This window comes from Aquipuribacter nitratireducens, assembly GCF_037860835.1.
Taxonomy (GTDB): Bacteria; Actinomycetota; Actinomycetes; order Actinomycetales; family JBBAYJ01; genus Aquipuribacter; species Aquipuribacter nitratireducens.
Genome location: NZ_JBBEOG010000003.1, coordinates 56,770 through 73,833, shown reverse-complemented (window position 1 = coordinate 73,833; position 17,064 = coordinate 56,770). Strand labels below are relative to the sequence as shown.

Annotated in this window: 19 protein-coding genes, 1 tRNA gene and 1 riboswitch; of the genes, 1 reads left to right on the top strand and 19 read right to left on the bottom strand. The window is 75.8% G+C overall.

Annotated elements, in window-relative coordinates:
- Positions 1–138: 138 nt before the first annotated feature.
- Positions 139–3,072 carry an aminomethyl-transferring glycine dehydrogenase gene (gene gcvP, locus WAB14_RS06640; protein ID WP_340268656.1) on the bottom strand — a complete coding sequence of 978 codons (2,934 nt, stop codon included), beginning with the start codon at positions 3,070–3,072 and terminating at the stop codon, positions 139–141.
- Between the two features lie 84 nt (positions 3,073–3,156).
- A riboswitch (glycine riboswitch) is annotated at positions 3,157–3,250 on the bottom strand.
- 65 nt (positions 3,251–3,315) lie between these two features.
- On the opposite strand from gcvP, the gene WAB14_RS06635 reads away from it, so the two are divergent.
- Positions 3,316–4,104: a ParA family protein gene (locus WAB14_RS06635; RefSeq protein ID WP_340268654.1), complete on the top strand. Its 789-nt coding sequence runs from the start codon at positions 3,316–3,318 to the stop codon at positions 4,102–4,104.
- 94 nt (positions 4,105–4,198) lie between these two features.
- On the opposite strand, the gene WAB14_RS06630 is transcribed toward WAB14_RS06635, so the two are convergent.
- From WAB14_RS06630 to WAB14_RS06545, 18 genes are all read right to left on the bottom strand, one after another.
- Complete coding sequence (locus tag WAB14_RS06630) at positions 4,199–4,801, bottom strand: MerR family transcriptional regulator (RefSeq protein WP_340268652.1); 603 nt, start codon at positions 4,799–4,801, stop codon at positions 4,199–4,201.
- Positions 4,802–4,945: 144 nt separating this feature from the next.
- Complete coding sequence (locus WAB14_RS06625) at positions 4,946–5,452, bottom strand: bifunctional nuclease family protein (RefSeq protein ID WP_340268650.1); 507 nt, start codon at positions 5,450–5,452, stop codon at positions 4,946–4,948.
- A 100-nt stretch (positions 5,453–5,552) separates the two neighbouring features.
- On the bottom strand, positions 5,553–6,287 hold the full coding sequence (gene ftsR / locus WAB14_RS06620; RefSeq protein WP_340268648.1) for a transcriptional regulator FtsR: 735 nt from the start codon (positions 6,285–6,287) through the stop codon (positions 5,553–5,555).
- Entirely contained in the window at positions 6,284–6,781 is a 498-nt protein-coding gene (locus WAB14_RS06615) for an FHA domain-containing protein (protein WP_340268646.1), read from the bottom strand. The genes ftsR and WAB14_RS06615 overlap by 4 nt, the downstream gene beginning before the upstream one ends.
- Positions 6,782–6,890: 109 nt before the next feature.
- Complete coding sequence (gene gcvH / locus WAB14_RS06610; protein WP_340268644.1) at positions 6,891–7,283, bottom strand: glycine cleavage system protein GcvH; 393 nt, start codon at positions 7,281–7,283, stop codon at positions 6,891–6,893.
- 38 nt (positions 7,284–7,321) lie between these two features.
- Positions 7,322–8,083, bottom strand: a complete 762-nt coding sequence (locus WAB14_RS06605; protein WP_340268642.1) for a DUF881 domain-containing protein — start codon at positions 8,081–8,083, stop codon at positions 7,322–7,324.
- A 10-nt stretch (positions 8,084–8,093) separates the two neighbouring features.
- Positions 8,094–8,426 carry a small basic family protein gene (locus WAB14_RS06600; protein WP_340268640.1) on the bottom strand — a complete coding sequence of 111 codons (333 nt, stop codon included), beginning with the start codon at positions 8,424–8,426 and terminating at the stop codon, positions 8,094–8,096.
- Positions 8,423–9,277, bottom strand: coding sequence for a DUF881 domain-containing protein (locus WAB14_RS06595; protein ID WP_340268638.1), 855 nt, complete (start codon positions 9,275–9,277; stop codon positions 8,423–8,425). Before WAB14_RS06595 ends, WAB14_RS06600 begins: the two co-directional genes overlap by 4 nt.
- Before the next feature lie 34 nt (positions 9,278–9,311).
- On the bottom strand, positions 9,312–10,064 hold the full coding sequence (locus tag WAB14_RS06590) for a CDP-alcohol phosphatidyltransferase family protein (RefSeq protein ID WP_340268636.1): 753 nt from the start codon (positions 10,062–10,064) through the stop codon (positions 9,312–9,314).
- Positions 10,040–10,113, bottom strand: a tRNA-Pro gene (locus WAB14_RS06585). Before WAB14_RS06585 ends, WAB14_RS06590 begins: the two co-directional genes overlap by 25 nt.
- Positions 10,114–10,155: 42 nt before the next feature.
- Positions 10,156–11,649, bottom strand: a complete 1,494-nt coding sequence (der, locus tag WAB14_RS06580; protein WP_340268634.1) for a ribosome biogenesis GTPase Der — start codon at positions 11,647–11,649, stop codon at positions 10,156–10,158.
- Positions 11,646–12,383, bottom strand: coding sequence for a lysophospholipid acyltransferase family protein (locus tag WAB14_RS06575; protein WP_340268632.1), 738 nt, complete (start codon positions 12,381–12,383; stop codon positions 11,646–11,648). The genes der and WAB14_RS06575 overlap by 4 nt, the downstream gene beginning before the upstream one ends.
- The gene (cmk, locus tag WAB14_RS06570) at positions 12,380–13,099 is read right to left on the bottom strand and encodes a (d)CMP kinase (RefSeq protein WP_340268630.1); all 720 of its coding nucleotides are present in this window, start codon (positions 13,097–13,099) and stop codon (positions 12,380–12,382) included. The genes WAB14_RS06575 and cmk overlap by 4 nt, the downstream gene beginning before the upstream one ends.
- Positions 13,100–13,250: 151 nt before the next feature.
- On the bottom strand, positions 13,251–14,378 hold the full coding sequence (locus WAB14_RS06565; RefSeq protein ID WP_340268628.1) for a prephenate dehydrogenase: 1,128 nt from the start codon (positions 14,376–14,378) through the stop codon (positions 13,251–13,253).
- Entirely contained in the window at positions 14,375–14,737 is a 363-nt protein-coding gene (aroH, locus tag WAB14_RS06560; protein WP_340268626.1) for a chorismate mutase, read from the bottom strand. Before aroH ends, WAB14_RS06565 begins: the two co-directional genes overlap by 4 nt.
- 37 nt (positions 14,738–14,774) lie before the next feature.
- A complete protein-coding gene (locus tag WAB14_RS06555; RefSeq protein ID WP_340268624.1) occupies positions 14,775–15,593 on the bottom strand; it encodes a pseudouridine synthase in 819 nt (272 codons plus the stop codon).
- Positions 15,590–16,258, bottom strand: coding sequence for an SMC-Scp complex subunit ScpB (scpB, locus tag WAB14_RS06550; RefSeq protein ID WP_340268622.1), 669 nt, complete (start codon positions 16,256–16,258; stop codon positions 15,590–15,592). The genes WAB14_RS06555 and scpB overlap by 4 nt, the downstream gene beginning before the upstream one ends.
- Positions 16,255–17,064: a segregation and condensation protein A gene (locus tag WAB14_RS06545; RefSeq protein WP_340268620.1), complete on the bottom strand. Its 810-nt coding sequence runs from the start codon at positions 17,062–17,064 to the stop codon at positions 16,255–16,257. Before WAB14_RS06545 ends, scpB begins: the two co-directional genes overlap by 4 nt.

The window sequence follows — 17,064 nt, the reverse complement described above, 5'->3', positions numbered from 1 at the left end:
AGCCGGGCTGCTGTCCGTAGCCCGGCTGCTGGCCGTAGCCGGGCGGCGCTGCGTACGGGTCGTGGGGCTGGTCGGGCGGCTGCGACATGCCCCTGACGCTATCGAGCGCGACCCGGCCGTCGCGCGGCGCCCGACCGGTCAGCGCACGAGCGCCGGCTCCTCACCCGCCACTTCGACGACCGACACCTCGTCGGGTGCTGCCTCCGGCTCGCCGAACGCGCTCACCGGCGGGCACGCGCACACGAGGTTCCGGTCACCGAAGGCGCCGTCGACGCGGCCCACCGGGGGCCAGTACTTCCCGCGGGTCGTGCCGGCCGGGTACACCCCGAGCCGCCGGTCGTAGGGCCGGTCCCACTCCCCGACGAGGTCCTCCGCGGTGTGCGGCGCACGCCGCAGCGGCGACTCCGCGACGATCCACTCCCCCGCGACCACGCGGTCGACCTCCGCCCGGATCTCGATCATGGCGTCGCAGAAGCGGTCGAGCTCGGCGAGGTCCTCGCTCTCCGTCGGCTCGACCATGAGGGTCCCGGTGACGGGCCAGCTCATCGTCGGGGCGTGGAAGCCGTGGTCGACGAGGCGCTTCGCGACGTCGTCGACCGTGATCCCCGCGGCCTTCGCGAGCGGGCGGACGTCGAGGATGCACTCGTGCGCGACCGTGCCGTTGCGCCCGGTGTAGAGGACGTCCCAGCTGCCCTGCAGCCGCCGGGCGACGTAGTTGGCCGCGGCGATCGCGCGCACGGTGGCCCGGCGCAGCCCGTCCGGGCCCATCGTCCGCACGTACGTCCACGGGATCGTGAGGATGCCCGCCGACCCGTAGGGCGCGCCGGAGACGGGGCCCACGACGTTGCCCGCGAGGCTCGGCTCCAGCGGGTGGCCGGGCAGGAACTCCGCGAGGTGCTGCCGCACCCCGATCGGGCCGACGCCGGGGCCGCCGCCCCCGTGGGGGATGCAGAACGTCTTGTGGAGGTTGAGGTGGCTGACGTCGGCGCCGAAGCGGCCGGGCCGGGCGAGGCCGACGAGGGCGTTGAGGTTGGCCCCGTCGAGGTACACCTGCCCGCCGGCGTCGTGGACGGCCGCGCAGATCTCGCGGACGGCCTCCTCGAACACCCCGTGCGTCGACGGGTACGTGATCATGAGGGCGCCGAGCCGGTCCCCGTGCTGCTCGATCTTGGTGCGGAGGTCGTCGACGTCGACGTTGCCCGCCTCGTCGCACGCGACGACGACGACGCGCAGCCCCGCCATGACGGCGCTGGCGGCGTTCGTGCCGTGCGCGCTCGCCGGGATGAGGCAGACGTCGCGCTGCTCGTCGCCGCGCGAGCGGTGGTAGCCGCGGATGGCGAGGAGCCCCGCCAGCTCGCCCTGCGCGCCGGAGTTCGGCTGCACGGAGACCGCGTCGTAGCCGGTGACCTCCGCGAGCCAGCGCTCGAGGTCGGCGACGACCTGCCTCGTGCCCGCGGCCTGGTCGGCCGGGGCGAACGGGTGGAGGTCGGCGAACTCCGACCACGTGATGCTCTCCATCTCCGTGGTGGCGTTGAGCTTCATCGTGCACGAGCCGAGCGGGATCATCCCGCGGTCGAGGGCGAAGTCCATGTCCGCGAGCCGGCGCAGGTAGCGCAGCAGCCCGGTCTCGGAGCGGTACCGGTGGAAGACCTCGTTGCCGAGGTAGCCGCTCGTCCGCGCGAGCGGGCCGCCCGCGGCGGGGAGGTCGTCGCCGGCGGGGGCCTCGGCACCGAGGGCGCGTGCGACGGCGTCGACGTGGGCGTCACGGGTCGTCTCGTCGGCCGTCACCGCGACGCGGGTGTCGTCGACCCGGCGCAGGTTCACGCCGCCCTCGAGGGCGCGGGCGAGGACCGCGTCCGCGTCCGGCACGGTGATCGTGACGGTGTCGAAGTGGCGGGTCGTCACGACGTCGTGCCCGGCGGCCCGCGCCGCGGCCGCGACCCGGGAGACCTGCCGGTGGGCGTGCTGCGCGATGCGCCGCAGTCCCTCGGGACCGTGCCACACCGCGTACATGCCGGCGATGACGGCGAGGAGCACCTGCGCGGTGCAGATGTTGCTCGTCGCCTTCTCGCGGCGGATGTGCTGCTCCCGGGTCTGGAGCGCGAGGCGCAGGGCCGGGTTGCCGGCGGAGTCCTTGCTCACCCCGACGAGGCGGCCGGGCAGGAGCCGCTGCAGCCCGTCGCGGACGGCCATGTACCCGGCGTGGGGGCCGCCGTAGCCCATGGGCACCCCGAAGCGCTGCATCGACCCGACGGCGACGTCGGCGCCCCACTCCCCGGGCGGGGTGAGGAGGGTGAGGGCGAGCGGGTCGGCGGCGACGGCGACCTTGCCGCCCGCGGCGTCCACGGCGGCCACGACCGCGCGGAGGTCGCGGACCTGACCGGAGGCGCCCGGGTACTGCAGGAGCGCGCCGAAGACCGGGCGGCCGTCGAGCGCCGCGGCGACGGCGTCACCGTCCGGGTCCTCGTCGGCGCCGAGGTCGAGGTCGACGAGCCCGATGCCCAGCGGCTCCGCACGGGTCTGCAGGACCGCGCGGGTCTGCGGCAGGACGTCGGTGTCGACGAGGAACACCGCGTCGTCGCCCGCCCGGGTCGCCCGGCGCAGCAGGGTCATGGCCTCCGCGGCCGCGGTCGGCTCGTCGAGGAGGCTGGCGTTCGCGACGTCGAGGCCCGTGAGGTCGGTGACGACCGTCTGGAAGGTGAGGAGCGCCTCGAGCCGGCCCTGGCTGATCTCCGGCTGGTAGGGGGTGTACGCGGTGTACCAGGCGGGGTCCTGCAGGACGTTGCGTCGCACGACGGGCGGGGTGACCGTCCCGTGGTACCCGAGCCCGATCATCGGCTGGACGACGCGGTTGCGGGCGGCGAGGCCGCGCAGCTCCGCGAGCGCGTCCTCCTCGTCGAGGGCTGGGGGCAGGTCGAGCGGCTCGTCCTGCCGGATCCCGGCGGGGACCGTCGCGTCGACGAGCGCCTCGAGGTCGTCGAACCCGGTGCCGGCGGCGAACGCGTCGACGTCCGGGACGTGGCCGAGGTGCCGGTCGACGAAGGCGGTGCGGGGGGTGTCGCTGCTGGTCACGCGCGCTCCTCAGGCGGGGCGGGCCGGGCGGCCCGACGGGTGCGGGACCCCCGACAGTCGGGACGCGCGGTCCCTCCTGCGTGCCTGTGCCCTGCGGTCCGGGTGCCTGAGAGGTTCCGGGGAGGTTGCCCCTTCGGCGCCGCCGGCGCGTGCCGACGGACTCTCCCGCAAGGTGTGCGCAGCGGCCCCCACGCTATCAGCCGGCCCGCTGCCGGCCCGGCAGCGCCCGGTACCGTGCCGCCCGTGGTCGTGGTGGGTGTGAGCAGCCTCAAGGGCGGCGTGGGCAAGACGACGGTCACCCTCGGGCTCGCCTCGGCGGCACTGGCGCGCGGGGTGCCGACGCTCGTCGTCGACCTCGACCCGCAGGCGGACGCCACCACGGGCCTCGACGTCGCCGCGCGGCGGGAGTCGACGGTCGCCGACGTCCTCGCCAACCCCCGGCGCGGCGAGATCGCGAAGGCGGTCGCGCCGTCGGGCTGGGCGGGCGACCAGCCCGGGGTGCTCGACGTCATGCTCGGGTCGGAGCAGACCCTCGACCACGACTACGCGACCCGCCCGCGCGCCATGCGCGCGCTGGCGACGGCCCTGTCGAAGGTGCCGTGGTACGACCTCGTGCTCCTCGACTGCCCGCCCTCCCTCGGCGGGCTCACGCGCACGGGTCTCGTGGCGAGCGACCGGGCACTCGTCGTGAGCGAGCCGGCCATCTTCTCCGTCGCGGCCGCCGACCGTGCCCTGCGCGCGGTCGAGTCGCTGCGCCGCAGCGAGGCCCCGCACCTGCAGCCGCTCGGGATCCTCGTCAACCGCTACCGGGAGCGCTCCCCCGAGCACCGGTACCGCCTCGAGGAGATGACGGGCCTGTTCGGCCCGCTCGTGCTGCGCCCGCCGCTGCCCGACCGGTCCGCGGTGCAGCAGTCCCAGGGCGCGACGACCCCCGTGCACCGCTGGCCCGGCCACGGTGGCGCGGAGCTCGCGGCGGCGTTCGACACCCACCTCGACCGGGTGCTGCGCGCGGCTCCCTCGCGCGCCCGCTGACGTCGGCAGAAAGGCAGACGTCTGTGCCGTAGGTCGGCAGAAACGCAGACGTCTGTGCCGCGCGTCGGCAGAAACGCAGACGTGTGGGGCGGGCTCAGCCCGCTTCGGCGCGGGCGGCACGGCGGGCGGCGAGCTCGTCGCCGGGGAGCGCCGCCGGCTCCTCGCCGTCACGCTCGGCGGGCAGCTCCGCGAGGGTGCCCTCGACCTCGCGCCACACCCGGCCGACGGCGATGCCGAACACGCCCTGCCCGCCCTGGACGAGGTCGACGACCTCGTCGGGGCTCGTGCACTCGTAGACGCTCGCCCCGTCGGAGATGAGGGTGATGTTGGCGAGGTCCTCGACCCCCCGGCTGCGCAGGACCTTCGTGGCGGTGCGGATCTGCTGGAGGGAGACGCCGGTGTCGAGGAGCCGCTTGACGACCTTCAGCACGAGGATGTCGCGGAAGCCGTACAGCCGCTGGCTGCCCGAGCCGCTCGCGCCCCGGACCCCGGGCTCCACGAGCCCGGTCCGCGCCCAGTAGTCGAGCTGGCGGTACGTGATCCCGGCGGCCCGGGCCGCGACCGGCCCCCGGTAGCCGGTGCCCTCGTCGAGGTCGGGCAGGTCGTCGTCGAACAGCAGCCCCTGCGAGCGGGCCACGTCGGACACCGGTGTGGCGCCGGTGCGCGAACCCGCGCTCCCGACCTCGTGTCCTGCCATCGGTGGCTCCTCTCGCACGAGTGGTCCGTGCACGTCGTGCCCGGTCCCCCTCGTCGTGCTCCGACGGTAGGGACCGCCTCCTCAAGGGTCAACCACCGCTGGAGGGTTTCGACCCGCGTGTCGTGCCGCGGCCGGCGTGGCCCGTCAGCCCGGTCGTTCCTCGCTGTCCTCGTCCGGCCCCTCGCCCTCGAAGTCCTCCGGGCTCACGCTGTCGAGGAACTCGCGGAACCGCTCGACCTCCACCTCGCCCTCGTCCTCGTCGGGCACGGGCACACCCACCTCGTCGAGGACGGCCTCGGCGGTGAGGATGCGGCACCCGGCCCGCAGCGCGAGCGCGACGGCGTCGGAGGTCCGCGACCCCACGGTCAGCCCCGAGTCGAGGACGAGCTCGGCGAAGAAGATGTTGTCGCGGTACTCCGTGATCCGGACCTCCTCCACGGCCCGGCCGAGCGCGTTGACGACGTCGAGGAGCAGGTCGTGCGTCTGCGGGCGCGGCGGGACGACGCCCTGCTGGGCGAAGGCGATGGCGCTGGCCTCGGCCGCGCCGATCCACACCGGCAGGTAGCGGTGCCCGTCGCGCTCGCGCAGGAGCACGATCGGGTTGTTCGAGGGCGTCTCCACCCGGATCCCCACGACGTCGAGCTCGCGCACGGCTCCACGCTACCCCCGGCCCGCCGGGAGCCGGGCGTCGGCGTGGCGACGGACGGCGACGGGACGGCGACGGGACGAGGGCGGGACGACGGAAGGGTGCTCAGAGCCGGTCGAGCGACCCGGCGACGAGCGCGGCGTGCAGGCGCAGGCACGCGGCGGCGACCTCGCGCGCGGTGTCGGCGGCCTGGCCCGCGGAGCCCGGGCGGCCGGTGCGGCGCAGCGGCGCCACGACCTGGCGCACGAGGTCGACCTCCTTGTCGGCGGCGGAGCGGAACGCCCGCAGGTGGCGGGGCTCGACGCCGTGCTCACCGAGGGCCGCGGCGGCCCGCGCGACCTCGAGGTCGTCGGCGCCGAAGGCGCCGTCCGGGCCCGGGCGCACGAGACCGTGCCGCTCGAGCTCCTCCACGAGAGCGTCGGAGGCGCCGGAACGCTGCGCGAGCGCGGACCGGTCGAGCGTCGTCCCCTCGTCCGCCCCCGGCTCGGCGACCGCCCGGACGAAGGGGGCCAGCGCGGACGGACCGCTCGCACCGGACCCGACCGTCCCGCCCGGCAGCGGGGCGCCGGTGTCGAGCTGCTCGCGGATCACCCGCAGCGGCAGGAAGTGGTCGCGCTGCAGCACGAGGACACGGCGCAGCCGCTCCACGTGGCCGGCGGAGAACTTGCGGTACCCCGACGGTGTGCGGTCGGGCTCCACGAGGCCCTGCTCCTCGAGAAACCGGATCTTGGAGATGGTGACGTCGGGGAACTCCTCGCGGAGGACGCCGAGCACCTCCCCGATCGTGAGGCCGCCCCCGCTGCCGCCGCGCGGCTCGCGCGCGAGCGCGACGCTGCTCACGCCCGGGCGTCCTCACCGTCCGCCGGCACGAGGTGCTGCCGCGACGGGTGGTAGACCAGCCGGTACTTGCCGATCTGCACCTCGTCGCCGGCGTTGAGGACCGCCGACTCGATGCGCTGCCGGTTGACGTAGGTCCCGTTGAGCGAGCCGACGTCGACGACGCGGTAGCCCTCACCCACCCGGCCGAACTCGGCGTGCCGGCGGGACACGGTGACGTCGTCGAGGAAGATGTCGCTGTCGGCGGCACGGCCCGCGGTCGTCCGCTCGCTGTCGAGGAGGAAGCGGGCTCCCGCGTTGGGGCCCCGCTGGACGACGAGCAGCGCCGACCCCTGCGGCAGCGCCTCGACCGCCCGCTGGTCGTCCCGCGTGAGGCCCGTGCCGGGGTCGGTGTCGGTCGCCTGCGCGTACGTGATGGTCGTGTCGACGCCCTGCCCCGGCGTCACCGGGATCGCCGCCGTGCCGCGCTGGCGGGGCGTGTCCGGGGTGTCCGTCATCCTCGTTCCTCCTCCGTCGTCACAAGCGTAGTCCCCACCCTCAGTCTCAGGTCGACGTCAAGAGACGGGGCGCGCCGCGCGGCATGCCGTCCGGCGCCCCGGTCTGCGGTCACCCCTCGGTGCGGGAACGGTACGTGGCCGCGTCGAGGAGCGCCTCGACTGCCGCCGGGTCGTCGGGGCGGATCTCGAACATCCACCCGGCGCCGTACGGGTCGCCGTTGACCTGCTCGGGGGCGGCCTCCAGCGACTCGTTGCGCGCGGTCACCGTGCCGGAGACCGGGGCGTACAGCTCGCTGACGGACTTCGTCGACTCCACCTCGCCGCAGGGCTGCCCGGCGGTGACCGTCGTGCCCTCCGCGGGCAGCTCGACGAAGACGATGTCGCCGAGCGCGTCCTGCGCGTAGTCGGTGATGCCGACCCGTACGGCGCCCTCCCCCGCCTCGCCCACGCTCGCGACCCACTCGTGCTCGTCCGTGTACCGCAGCCCCTCGGGCACGTCCACCGTCTCACCGCTCCCTGGTCGCTGGTCCGCCGTCGCCGTCAGTCCTCGGGCGGGGCCGGGCGAGCGTACTGAGGCGGCTCGACGGCCCGCAACGCGTCGACGACGACGTCGTCGAGCTCGGTGATCACCACGCTGTCCCCGCGCTGCTCGCGGTCGGACACCACACCGCCCGGGATCCGCATCGCGGGCTCGAGGACGTCCGGGTCGCCGATGGCGCGGACGGTGAAGGGACTCGTGAGCGGTGTGCCGTCGACGACGACGGACCCGTCCTCGCCGTCGGCGAACCACGTGCTCGCGACGACCCGCACGTCGTTGACCTGGACGGCCTCCGCCCCGGCGTCGCGCAGCTCCTGGAGCATGTCGAGCATGAAGGCGGCCGTGACGGTCCGCTCCCCGACGTCTGTGACGACCATCGTGAGCCCCGGACCCCGCGCCGGGGCGGTGCCGGCGAGCACGGCGTAGACGTCGAGGCGCTGCCGGGCCGCCTCCGCCGCCTCGGCCGCGGCGTCGCTGGAGGTGAGGAGCGCCTCCCGCTGCTCGCGCAGCGCCGTCGCCTCCTCCTCCAGTCGCTCGCGCCGCTCGCTGACGTCGTCGAGGAGACGGACCAGCTCGGTCTGGCGCAGGGCCGTGAGACCCGTCTCGGACGTCTCCCGCGCCTGGGTCACGACCGCGAAGCCCAGCGCGAAGAGCAGGACCGCGGCGAGCACCTGGAAGCGGCCGGGGCGCCCGCCCAGGCCGCCCCGGAGCCGGCGCCACGCGTCGCGCCGCTCGACGGAGTCCGGGTGGTACGGGCTGCTCACGCGCTCGACCTCACGACCCGAGCAGGTGCCGCCGGATGGCGGCGGCGTTGGAGAAGATCCGGATCCCGAGGACGACGACGACCCCGGTGCTCAGCTGCGCCCCGACCCCCAGCTGGTCGCCGAGGAAGACGACGAAGGCTGCGACCACGACGTTGAAGACCAGCGACACGACGAAGACGCGGTCGTCGAAGATGCCCTCGATGACGGCGCGCAGGCCGCCGAACAGGGCGTCGAGCGCCGCGACGATCGCGATCGGGAGGTACGGCTGCAGCGACGGCGGCACGCTCGGCTCCAGCAGCACGCCGACGAGGACCCCCGCCAGCAGCCCGATGATCGCGATCACGACTGCTCATCCTCCCCTACGCCGACCTCGGGCTGGTCCTCCTCGACGGGGGTGGCGTGGCGCAGCGTGAGGCGCGACGCCGGCGGAAGGCGCAGCTCCCCCACAGCGTCGGCCTGCACGCTGATCCCGAAGTTCGTCCGCAGCGCCTGCGCGTAGTCGGCGGTCCTCCCGCCGCGCAGCTCCTCCAGGAGCGCGTCCGGGTCGCCCACCGCCTCGATCGTGTACGGCCGGGCCAGCGGGCGGAGGTCGACGACGATGGCCGAGCCGGCGAAGCGGATGGTGCTGAGCGCGGTGAGCCGCTGCCCGTTGACCGCGATCCCCTCCGCCCCCGCCTTCCACAGGCCGTTGACGACTGTCTGGACGTCGCCGTCGCGCACCCGGCCGTCGTCGGCGAAGCCGCTGGTGTCGTCGACACCGGCGGCGTCGTCGAGCACGACCTGCACGCCCTCGCCCACCACGGGCACGGCCCCGACCGGCAGGGCGAGGCGGTCGCTCGCAGCCAGCACGCCCGTCGAGCCGTCCGCGAGGGCGGCCTGCTGCCGCTCCTCGATCTCGGCGCGCAGCTCGGCGCTCGTCTCGGCGAGGGAGTCCGCGACGGCGGTGCGCCGCTCGATCTCGGCCTCGAGGACGGCGCGGTCCTGCGTCTCGAGCGGGGTGTCGCGGAGCTGGGCGACACCCGCGCCGGTCACGACCCCGAGCAGCACCCCGACGACGAGCGCCGGCGCCGCGCGTGCGCGCAGCGTCGCACGCCAGGCGTCGCGACCCGGCCGCGTCGCCCGCTCCTCGGGTTCCCCGCGCTCGACCCGCCGGCGGTGCGCGACCGCGTAGCCGGGGTCGAGCGGGCGCTGCATGATCTCCGTCAGGAGCGTCGACGACGACCCGGGCCTAGCCACGCGCCGCCCCCGCCGTGCCCGCCTTCGGGCCGACCGCGGCCGGGCGCGAGCCGTCCGGGCCGAGCCGGCCGTGGATGAGCAGGTGCGTCTGGTGGAGGTAGAGCAGCGCCGCCCACCAGTACAGGCCCGCGCCCCACAGGACGAGCGCCCACGCGACCGGTCGGAGGGCGTCCGCCACCCACGGGCCGAGGGTCTCGGCCGTCCCGGCGAGCAGCAGCAGCGGCAGCGCGAGCAGGAGGACGAACGTCGCGAGCTTGCCGGTGAGGTGCACCGGCAGGGACGTGAAGCCGTGCCGGCGCAGTACGAGGACGTTGGTCGTGAGGACGACCTCGCGGACCACGACGGTGAGGACCAGCCACCACGGCAGGACCTCGCGCCACCCGAGACCGAGCAGGGCGGCGGTGACGTACAGCCGGTCCGCCGCGGGGTCGAGGAGCTGGCCGAGGCGCGTCACCTGGCCCCAGCGCCGCGCGAGGACCCCGTCGACGTAGTCGCTGACGCCCGCCAGCAGGAGGACGAGGAGCGCGAGGAGGTCCTGGTCGCGGACGATGAACGCCGCGAACAGCGGGACGCACGCCAGCCGCGCGAGGCTGATCGCGTTGGGGACCGTGAGCACCCGGTCGCTGACGACGGTGGTCGTGATGGCCTCCCGCTCGCCGCTGCCGTGCCGGCCGACCGGCGACCCGGGCCCGTCGGGGCCGGTCGTCGTGGTCGACCTCGTCGGGACGGCGGGATTTGAACCCACGACCCCTTGACCCCCAGTCAAGTGCGCTACCAAGCTGCGCCACGTCCCGGTCGGCCCCTGCCGGGACCGCCGGGGGAAGAGTAGCGCAGCCTCAGCGCTGCTTCCGACGCTCCCTCGCCCGCACGTTGACCTCGATGGGGCTGCCCTCGAAGCCGAACGTCTCCCGCAGCCGGCGCTCGACGAAGCGGCGGTAGCCGGCCTCGAGGAACCCGGTCGTGAAGAGGACGAACGTCGGCGGGCGGACACCGGCCTGGGTGGCGTAGAGGATGCGGGGCTGCTTGCCCCCGCGGACCGGGTGCGGGTGGGCGGCGACGATCTCCGCGATCAGCGCGTTGAGTCGTCCCGTCGGCACGCGCGTCTCCCACGAGGTGAGGGCGCGCTCCATCGCGGGCACGAGCCGGTCGAGGTGGCGCCCGGTCCGTGCGGACACGTTGACACGGGGCGCCCACGGCACCTGCACGAGCTCGGTCTCGAGCTCCCGCTCGAGGTAGCGGCGGCGCTCGTCGTCGACGAGGTCCCACTTGTTCACCGCGAGGACGACCGCCCGCCCGGCGTCGACGGCGCCCTGGACGACCCGGACGTCCTGCTCGGTGAGGACCTGCGCGGCGTCGACGAGGACGACGGCGACCTCCGCCCGCTCGATGGCCGCCTGCGTGCGGAGGCCGGCGTAGTAGTCCGCACCCTCGCTGGAACGGTGCTTGCGCCGGATGCCGGCGGTGTCGACGAAGCGCCACGTGCGCCCGCCCAGCTCGACGAGCTCGTCGACCGGGTCGCGCGTGGTGCCGGCGACGTCGTCGACGACAACGCGCTCGCTGCCGACGAGGGCGTTGAGCATGCTCGACTTGCCGACGTTCGGTCGTCCGACGAGCGCGACCCGGCGCACCCCGGCGGGGTCCGGGCGCCCGACGGCGGTCTGCTCCGGCAGGGCCCGCAGGACCGCGTCGAGCATGTCGCCGCTGCCGCGCCCGTGCAGCGCCGAGACCGGGTAGGGCTCGCCGAGGCCGAGCGACCACAGCGCGGCGGCGTCGGCCTCGCCGCGGGCGTCGTCGACCTTGTTCGCCACGAGGACCACCGGGCGCCCGGAGCGGCGGAGCATCCGGACGACGGCCTCGTCGACGGCCGTGGCCCCGACGGTCGCGTCGACGACGAGCACGACGGCGTCCGCGAGCTCGACGGCGACCTCCGCCTGCTCGGCGACCTGGGCGGCGAGCCCCTGCACCTTGGCGTCCCAGCCGCCCGTGTCGACGAGGGTGAAGCGCCGCCCCGCCCACTCGACGGGGTAGCTGACCCGGTCGCGGGTGACGCCGGGCACGTCCTGCACGACGGCCTCGCGGCGGCCGAGGACCCGGTTGACGAGGGTCGACTTGCCGACGTTCGGACGGCCGACGACGGCCACCACGGGGCGGGCCTCGTCCTCGTCGAGGGCCCCCGCGTCGTCGGCGCCCTCGAGGACGGCGAGGTCGGTGTCGTCGAGGTCGTAGTCGGCGAGCTGGCTGCGGAGGACGCGCTCGGCGTCGGCGTCGCTCACGCCGGTCGGGCCGGTCGGGCCGGCCGTCGACGCGCTCGTGGGAGTGGTGTCGCTCATGCGAGGGGTCCTGCCTGGGTGTCGTCGGTGGTCGCGGTGACCTCGGTGAGGCCGGTGCCCGCGTCGTCGGGAAGGCGCTCCCCGGTCGCGGCGGCGGCCGCGGTGACGTGCGCGCCGAGGCGCACGCGCACCTCCTCCGCCGCGGCGGCGAGCGCCACCTTGCCGGGCACGCCGGGCGGGCGCGTGAGGTGGAACGGCTCGCCCGCGACGACGTGGAGCCGTCGCCGCAGCGGGGGCAGACCCCCCGTCCGCTCGCCGGTGCGGCGGGTGCCGAGCACGGCGACGGGCACGACGGGCGCACCGGACTGCAGGGCGATCCACGCGATCCCGGTGCGGACGGCGGCGACGTCGCCACGCCCCCGGGAGCCCTCGGGGAAGATGCCGGCGACCCCGCCGGCGCGGAGCACCGCGACGGCGGCCGCGAGCGCCGTCCGGTCGCTGCCCGCGCGGTCCACCGGGATCTGCCCGACCTGTCGCAGCGCCCACCCCCACAGGCCCCGGAACATCTCCTTCTTCACGAGGAAGTGGACCTGCCGGCGATTGGCCGAGTACACGAGCGGGCCGTCGAGGACGCTGACGTGGTTGACGGCGAGCAGCGCCGGGCCGGTGGCGTAGTGGTGCCGACCGCTCACGCGCGTGCGCCACAGGACGTGCGCGACGACGAACCCGACGACGGCGCCCCACCAGCGTCCGGACGCGCGCGGCGCCTCGACGGTGCTGCCTGCCGGGCTCACCGCCGCACACCCTCGGGGGCCCTCTGGACCTCGCGGACGAGTCGCAGCACGGCCTGCACGGTCTGCTCGAACGTGAGGGCGCTGGAGTCGAGCGTGACGACCCCGTCGGCCGCGGACAGGAACGACGTCACGCGGCTGTCGGCGGCGTCGCGCCCCACGACGCCGGCGCGCACGTCGACGACCTCGACCGCGTCGCCCGAGCCGGACTCGACGACCTGCGCGCGGCGGCGCTCGACGCGGGCGTCGGCGTCGGCGGTGAGGAGCACGCGGACGTCGGCGTCCGGCGCCACCACGGTCGTGATGTCGCGGCCCTCGGCGATGCACCCGTCGGGGGCGGCGTCCATGACGTCGCGCTGCCGGGCGCGCAGTTCCTCGCGCACCCCCGGGTGGGCGGCGAACGCGGACACCGCGGACGTGACCCGCTCGCCGCGGATCCCGTCGGGTCCCGCCGTGACGTCGACGCCGTCGACGGCGACGCGCTCGTGGTCGGGGTCCGTGCTGAGGTCGAGGGTGACGGCGCGGGCGACGACGGCCGCGGCGACGGGGTCGGTGACGTCCACGCCGTCCCGCAGCGCGGCCCAGCAGGCGGCGCGGTACATGGCCCCGGTGTCGAGGTACGCGAGGCCGCTTCGACGGGCCACCTCGCGCGAGACACTCGACTTGCCCGAGCCGGACGGTCCGTCGACGGCGACCAGGACACGACGACGGTCAGGCACGGGGGGTTCCTCCAGGGGTGGGGCGGCCGGGCGCGACGACGTCCTCGCGGACCGCGGCGGGCCGGGGACGCCGTCGTCCAAGGTTACCGGCGCCCGCGCCGTGCCCCGCCCGGTCGGCGCAGCGTCGCCACCGGTGCGCCGGACAGCACGGTCAGTCGGGCACCGACCAGCCCCGCTCGCGCAGCGCGGCGACGAGGCCGTCGCGCGCGGCCGGGACGACCGACACCTCCGCGACCCCGACCTGACGGCCCGGGCTGTGCTCGATCCGCAGGTCCTCGACGTTGACCCCGATCTCCCCGACCGCCCCGACGAGGGCCGCGAGCGAACCCGGCCGGTCGGGCACGAGGACCGGGACGGTGGCGTAGAGGGTCGGCGCCGCGCCGTGCTTGCCGGGAACCATCGCGCGCCCGGCGTTGCCGTCGGCGACGAGGCCCGCCAGCGCGCCCAGCGGGCCCGGCACACCGTCGGGTGGGTGCCCGGGCGCGGCGGTGCCGGCGACGGTCTCGAGCGCGGCGACGGCCGCGTCGAGGTCGTCCCGCAGCAGCCGCAGGTGCGAGGCGAGGGGTGCGGCGTTGCTCGCGAGGATCTGCGCCCACAGGACGGGGTCGCTCGCCGCGATGCGCGTGACGTCGCGCAGCCCCTGGCCGGCGAGCGCCACAGCCCGTTCGGGTGCGCCGACGAGCCGGGCCGCGACGAGGCTGGCGGCCACCTGCGGGAGGTGGGAGACGAGCGCCACCGCCTCGTCGTGCTCCTCGGGACCGAGCTCGACGAGCGAGGCCCCGAGCCGGGACACGAGCTCCCGCACCGCCGCGGTCGCCGTCGCCACGGTGTCCGGCTGCGGCGTGAGCACCCACGGCCGGCCGACGAACAGGTCGGCGCGCGCGGCCATGGGGCCGTGCCGCTCCCGACCGGCCATCGGGTGACCACCGACGTAGCGCGCGGCGTCGGCACCGGCACGGGCGCGCACGTCGGCCACGACGCGCGCCTTCGTGCTCGCGACGTCGGTGACGACGGCGTCGGGGTGGGACCGGAGCGCGGCGACGACGAGGTCGGCGGTGACGTCGGGCGGGGCGGCGACGACGACGAGACCGGGGGCGGGGTCGCCCTCCCGGGGCAGGTGGCCCGCACCGAGGTCGGCGGCCACGGCGGCGACGGTCGGCGAGGCGTCGTGGAGGACGACGTCGGCGCCCGCGGACGTGAGCGCGAGCCCGACGCTCGCCCCGACGAGACCGGTCCCCACGACGTGGACGGCACCGTCGAGCCCCGGTGGGGTGCTCACTGGGCGATGTCCCGGCGCAGGGCGACGGCACCGCGCAGGTAGACGTGCTGCACGGCGTCGCGGGCCCGCTCGGTCTCGGCGAGCGCGAGGAGGCGCACCACCCGGGGCATCGCGCCCGGCACGTCGACCTCCACCGCGCACAGCAGCGGGACGGAGCCGAGCCCGAGCTCGCGGGCCGCGACGGCGGGGAACTCGCTCGTGAGGTCAGGGGTGCACGTGAAGACGATGCTGACGAGGTCGTCCGCGGCGAGGTCGTTCGCCCGCATGACGGCGCTCACGAGCTCGCGGGTGGCGGCGAGGAGGTGGTCGCGCTCGTCGACGTCGAGCTGGATCGCTCCCCTGATGCCCCGCAGCGCCACGGTCACGACGCTACCGGCGCGTCCCGGTGGGCGGGGGTCACAGGCCCACGTCGCGGAACAGCCCGGCCACCTCGCCCTCGCTGAGGGTGCGGGTGCGACCGGCGGGCAGCTCGCCGAGCCGCACGGAGCCGATCCGGGTCCGCACGAGCCGCTCGACGGGGTGGCCGACGGCCTCGAGCATGCGCCGGACCACGTGCTTGCGGCCCTCGTGGATGACGACCTCGAGCAGCGCCTTGCCCGGCGCGGAGTCGACGACGGTGAAGGAGTCGACGGCCACCGGGCCGTCGTCGAGCTCGACGCCCTCCTTGAGCCGGCGGCCGACGTCACGCCCGACCGGACCCGGCACCTCCGCGAGGTACCACTTGGGCACGCCGTGGCTGGGGTGCTGCAGGCGGTGGGCCAGCTCGCCGTCGTTGGTCAGCAGGAGCAGTCCCTCGGAGTCGACGTCGAGGCGGCCGACGTGGAAGAGCCGGTCGCCCCGGTCGGCGACGAGGTCGCCGAGGCACGGGCGGCCCTGCTCGTCGGACATCGTCGACACCATCCCGACGGGCTTGTTGACCGCCAGGTACGTCTTCGTCTCGTCGGTCTGCACGCGCATGCCGTCGACGTGGATGACCGCCCCCGTCGCGACGCGCGTGCCGAGCTCGGTGACGACCTGCCCGTCGACGCTCACGCGCCCGGCCGCGATGAGCTGCTCGGCGCGACGCCGGGACGCCACGCCGGCGGAGGCGAGCACCTTCTGCAGCCGCTCACCGGCGGGGTCGTGGACGTCGGACGTGGGCGCCGCGGGACGGGCCGCGGCGGGTGCGGTGCGACGGGGCCTGCCGCGCCCGCCGCGTCGGCTGGTGGGGCTCATGGGGTCTCCTCGGGAGGGTCGTCGGCAGGGCGCGTCGGCGCGGCCGGGGCTCCTCCCCGTGGCCGGACGCGACCCTCGGCGCCGATGTCGTCGAGCGCGTCGGCCTCCGGCAGGTAGGGGGCCAGGGGCGGCAGCTCGTCGACGGAGCGGATGCCGAGCCGTTCGCACAGCTCGTCGGTCGTGACGTACAGGATCGCACCTCCCGGACCCCCCTCCGCACCGCCGGCCGAACCACCCTCGGCGACGAGGCCGCGCTGGACGAGGGTGCGGATGGTGGCGTCGGCGCTGACCCCGCGGATGCTCGACACCGTCGAGCGCGCCACGGGCTGCCGGTACGCGATGATCGCGAGGGTCTCGAGCGCCGCCCGCGACAACCGCGCGGTGGCCCCGTCCCCGACGAAGCGCTCGACGACAGGCGCGAACACCTGCCGCGAGTACACCCGCCAGCCGGCGCCGGACCGCCGCAGCTCGAAGCCGCGCCCCTGGGCGTCGTACTCCTCGGCGAGCCCGGCGAGGAGCGCCTCGACGCGTTCCAGCGGCAGGGCGAGCGCCGCGGCGAGGACCAGCGGTGGCACCGGCTCGTCGGCCACCATGACGACGGCCTCGAGCGCGGCACGGGCACCTCCCGGCAGCGCGTCGACGTCGAGACCCTCCTGCAGGCTCATCGCTCCTCCTCCTCGGTGTCGTCCGGCGGCGCGCCCGGACCTGCGGGTCGCAGGAGCCGGACCGACAGCTCCGCGAGGGGCCCCGCCTGCTCGAGGCCCACGTGCTCCTCGCGGTACAGCTCGAGGACCGCGAGGAAGCGTGCCACGACGACCGCTCGCGACCCGGCGTCGGCGACGAGCACGCGGAACGGCGTCGCCCGGCCGCCGGCGAGCGCGTCGAGCAGGTGCCGGCGCTGCTCGGCGACCGAGACCTCCGGGGCGTGGAGGTGCTCGAGCCCGACCGTGGGGACGGGCCGGGGCCGCAGGGCGTCGGCCGCGAGCCGCGCGAACTGCTCCGCGGGCATCGACCACACGAGGTCCGGCAGCAGGTCGGCGCCGAGCGGGTCGTCGCCGCGGCGACGCGGGTGGCGCCCGGCCTGCTCCTCGAGGCGGCGACCGAGGTCCGCCGCGGCGGTCCGGAACGCCCGGTACTGCAGGAGGCGGGCGAACAGCAGGTCGCGGGCCTCGAGCAGCGCGAGGTCCTGCTCGTCCTCGACGTGGGCGCCGGGCAGGAGACGGGCCGCCTTGAGGTCGAGGAGGGTGGCGGCGACGAGGACGAAGCCGCTCGCCTCGTCGAGGCTCCACTCCGTCATGCCCCGGATGTGGGCGAGGAACTCGTCGGTGACGCGGGCGAGCGCGACCTCGGTGACGTCGAGGCGGTGCTTGGCGATGAGGCCCAGCAGCAGGTCGAACGGGCCGGTGAAGACGTCGAGGTGCACCTCGAACCCGCTGACCCGCTCCTCGGGCTCGGGGGCCCCGGCGGTCAC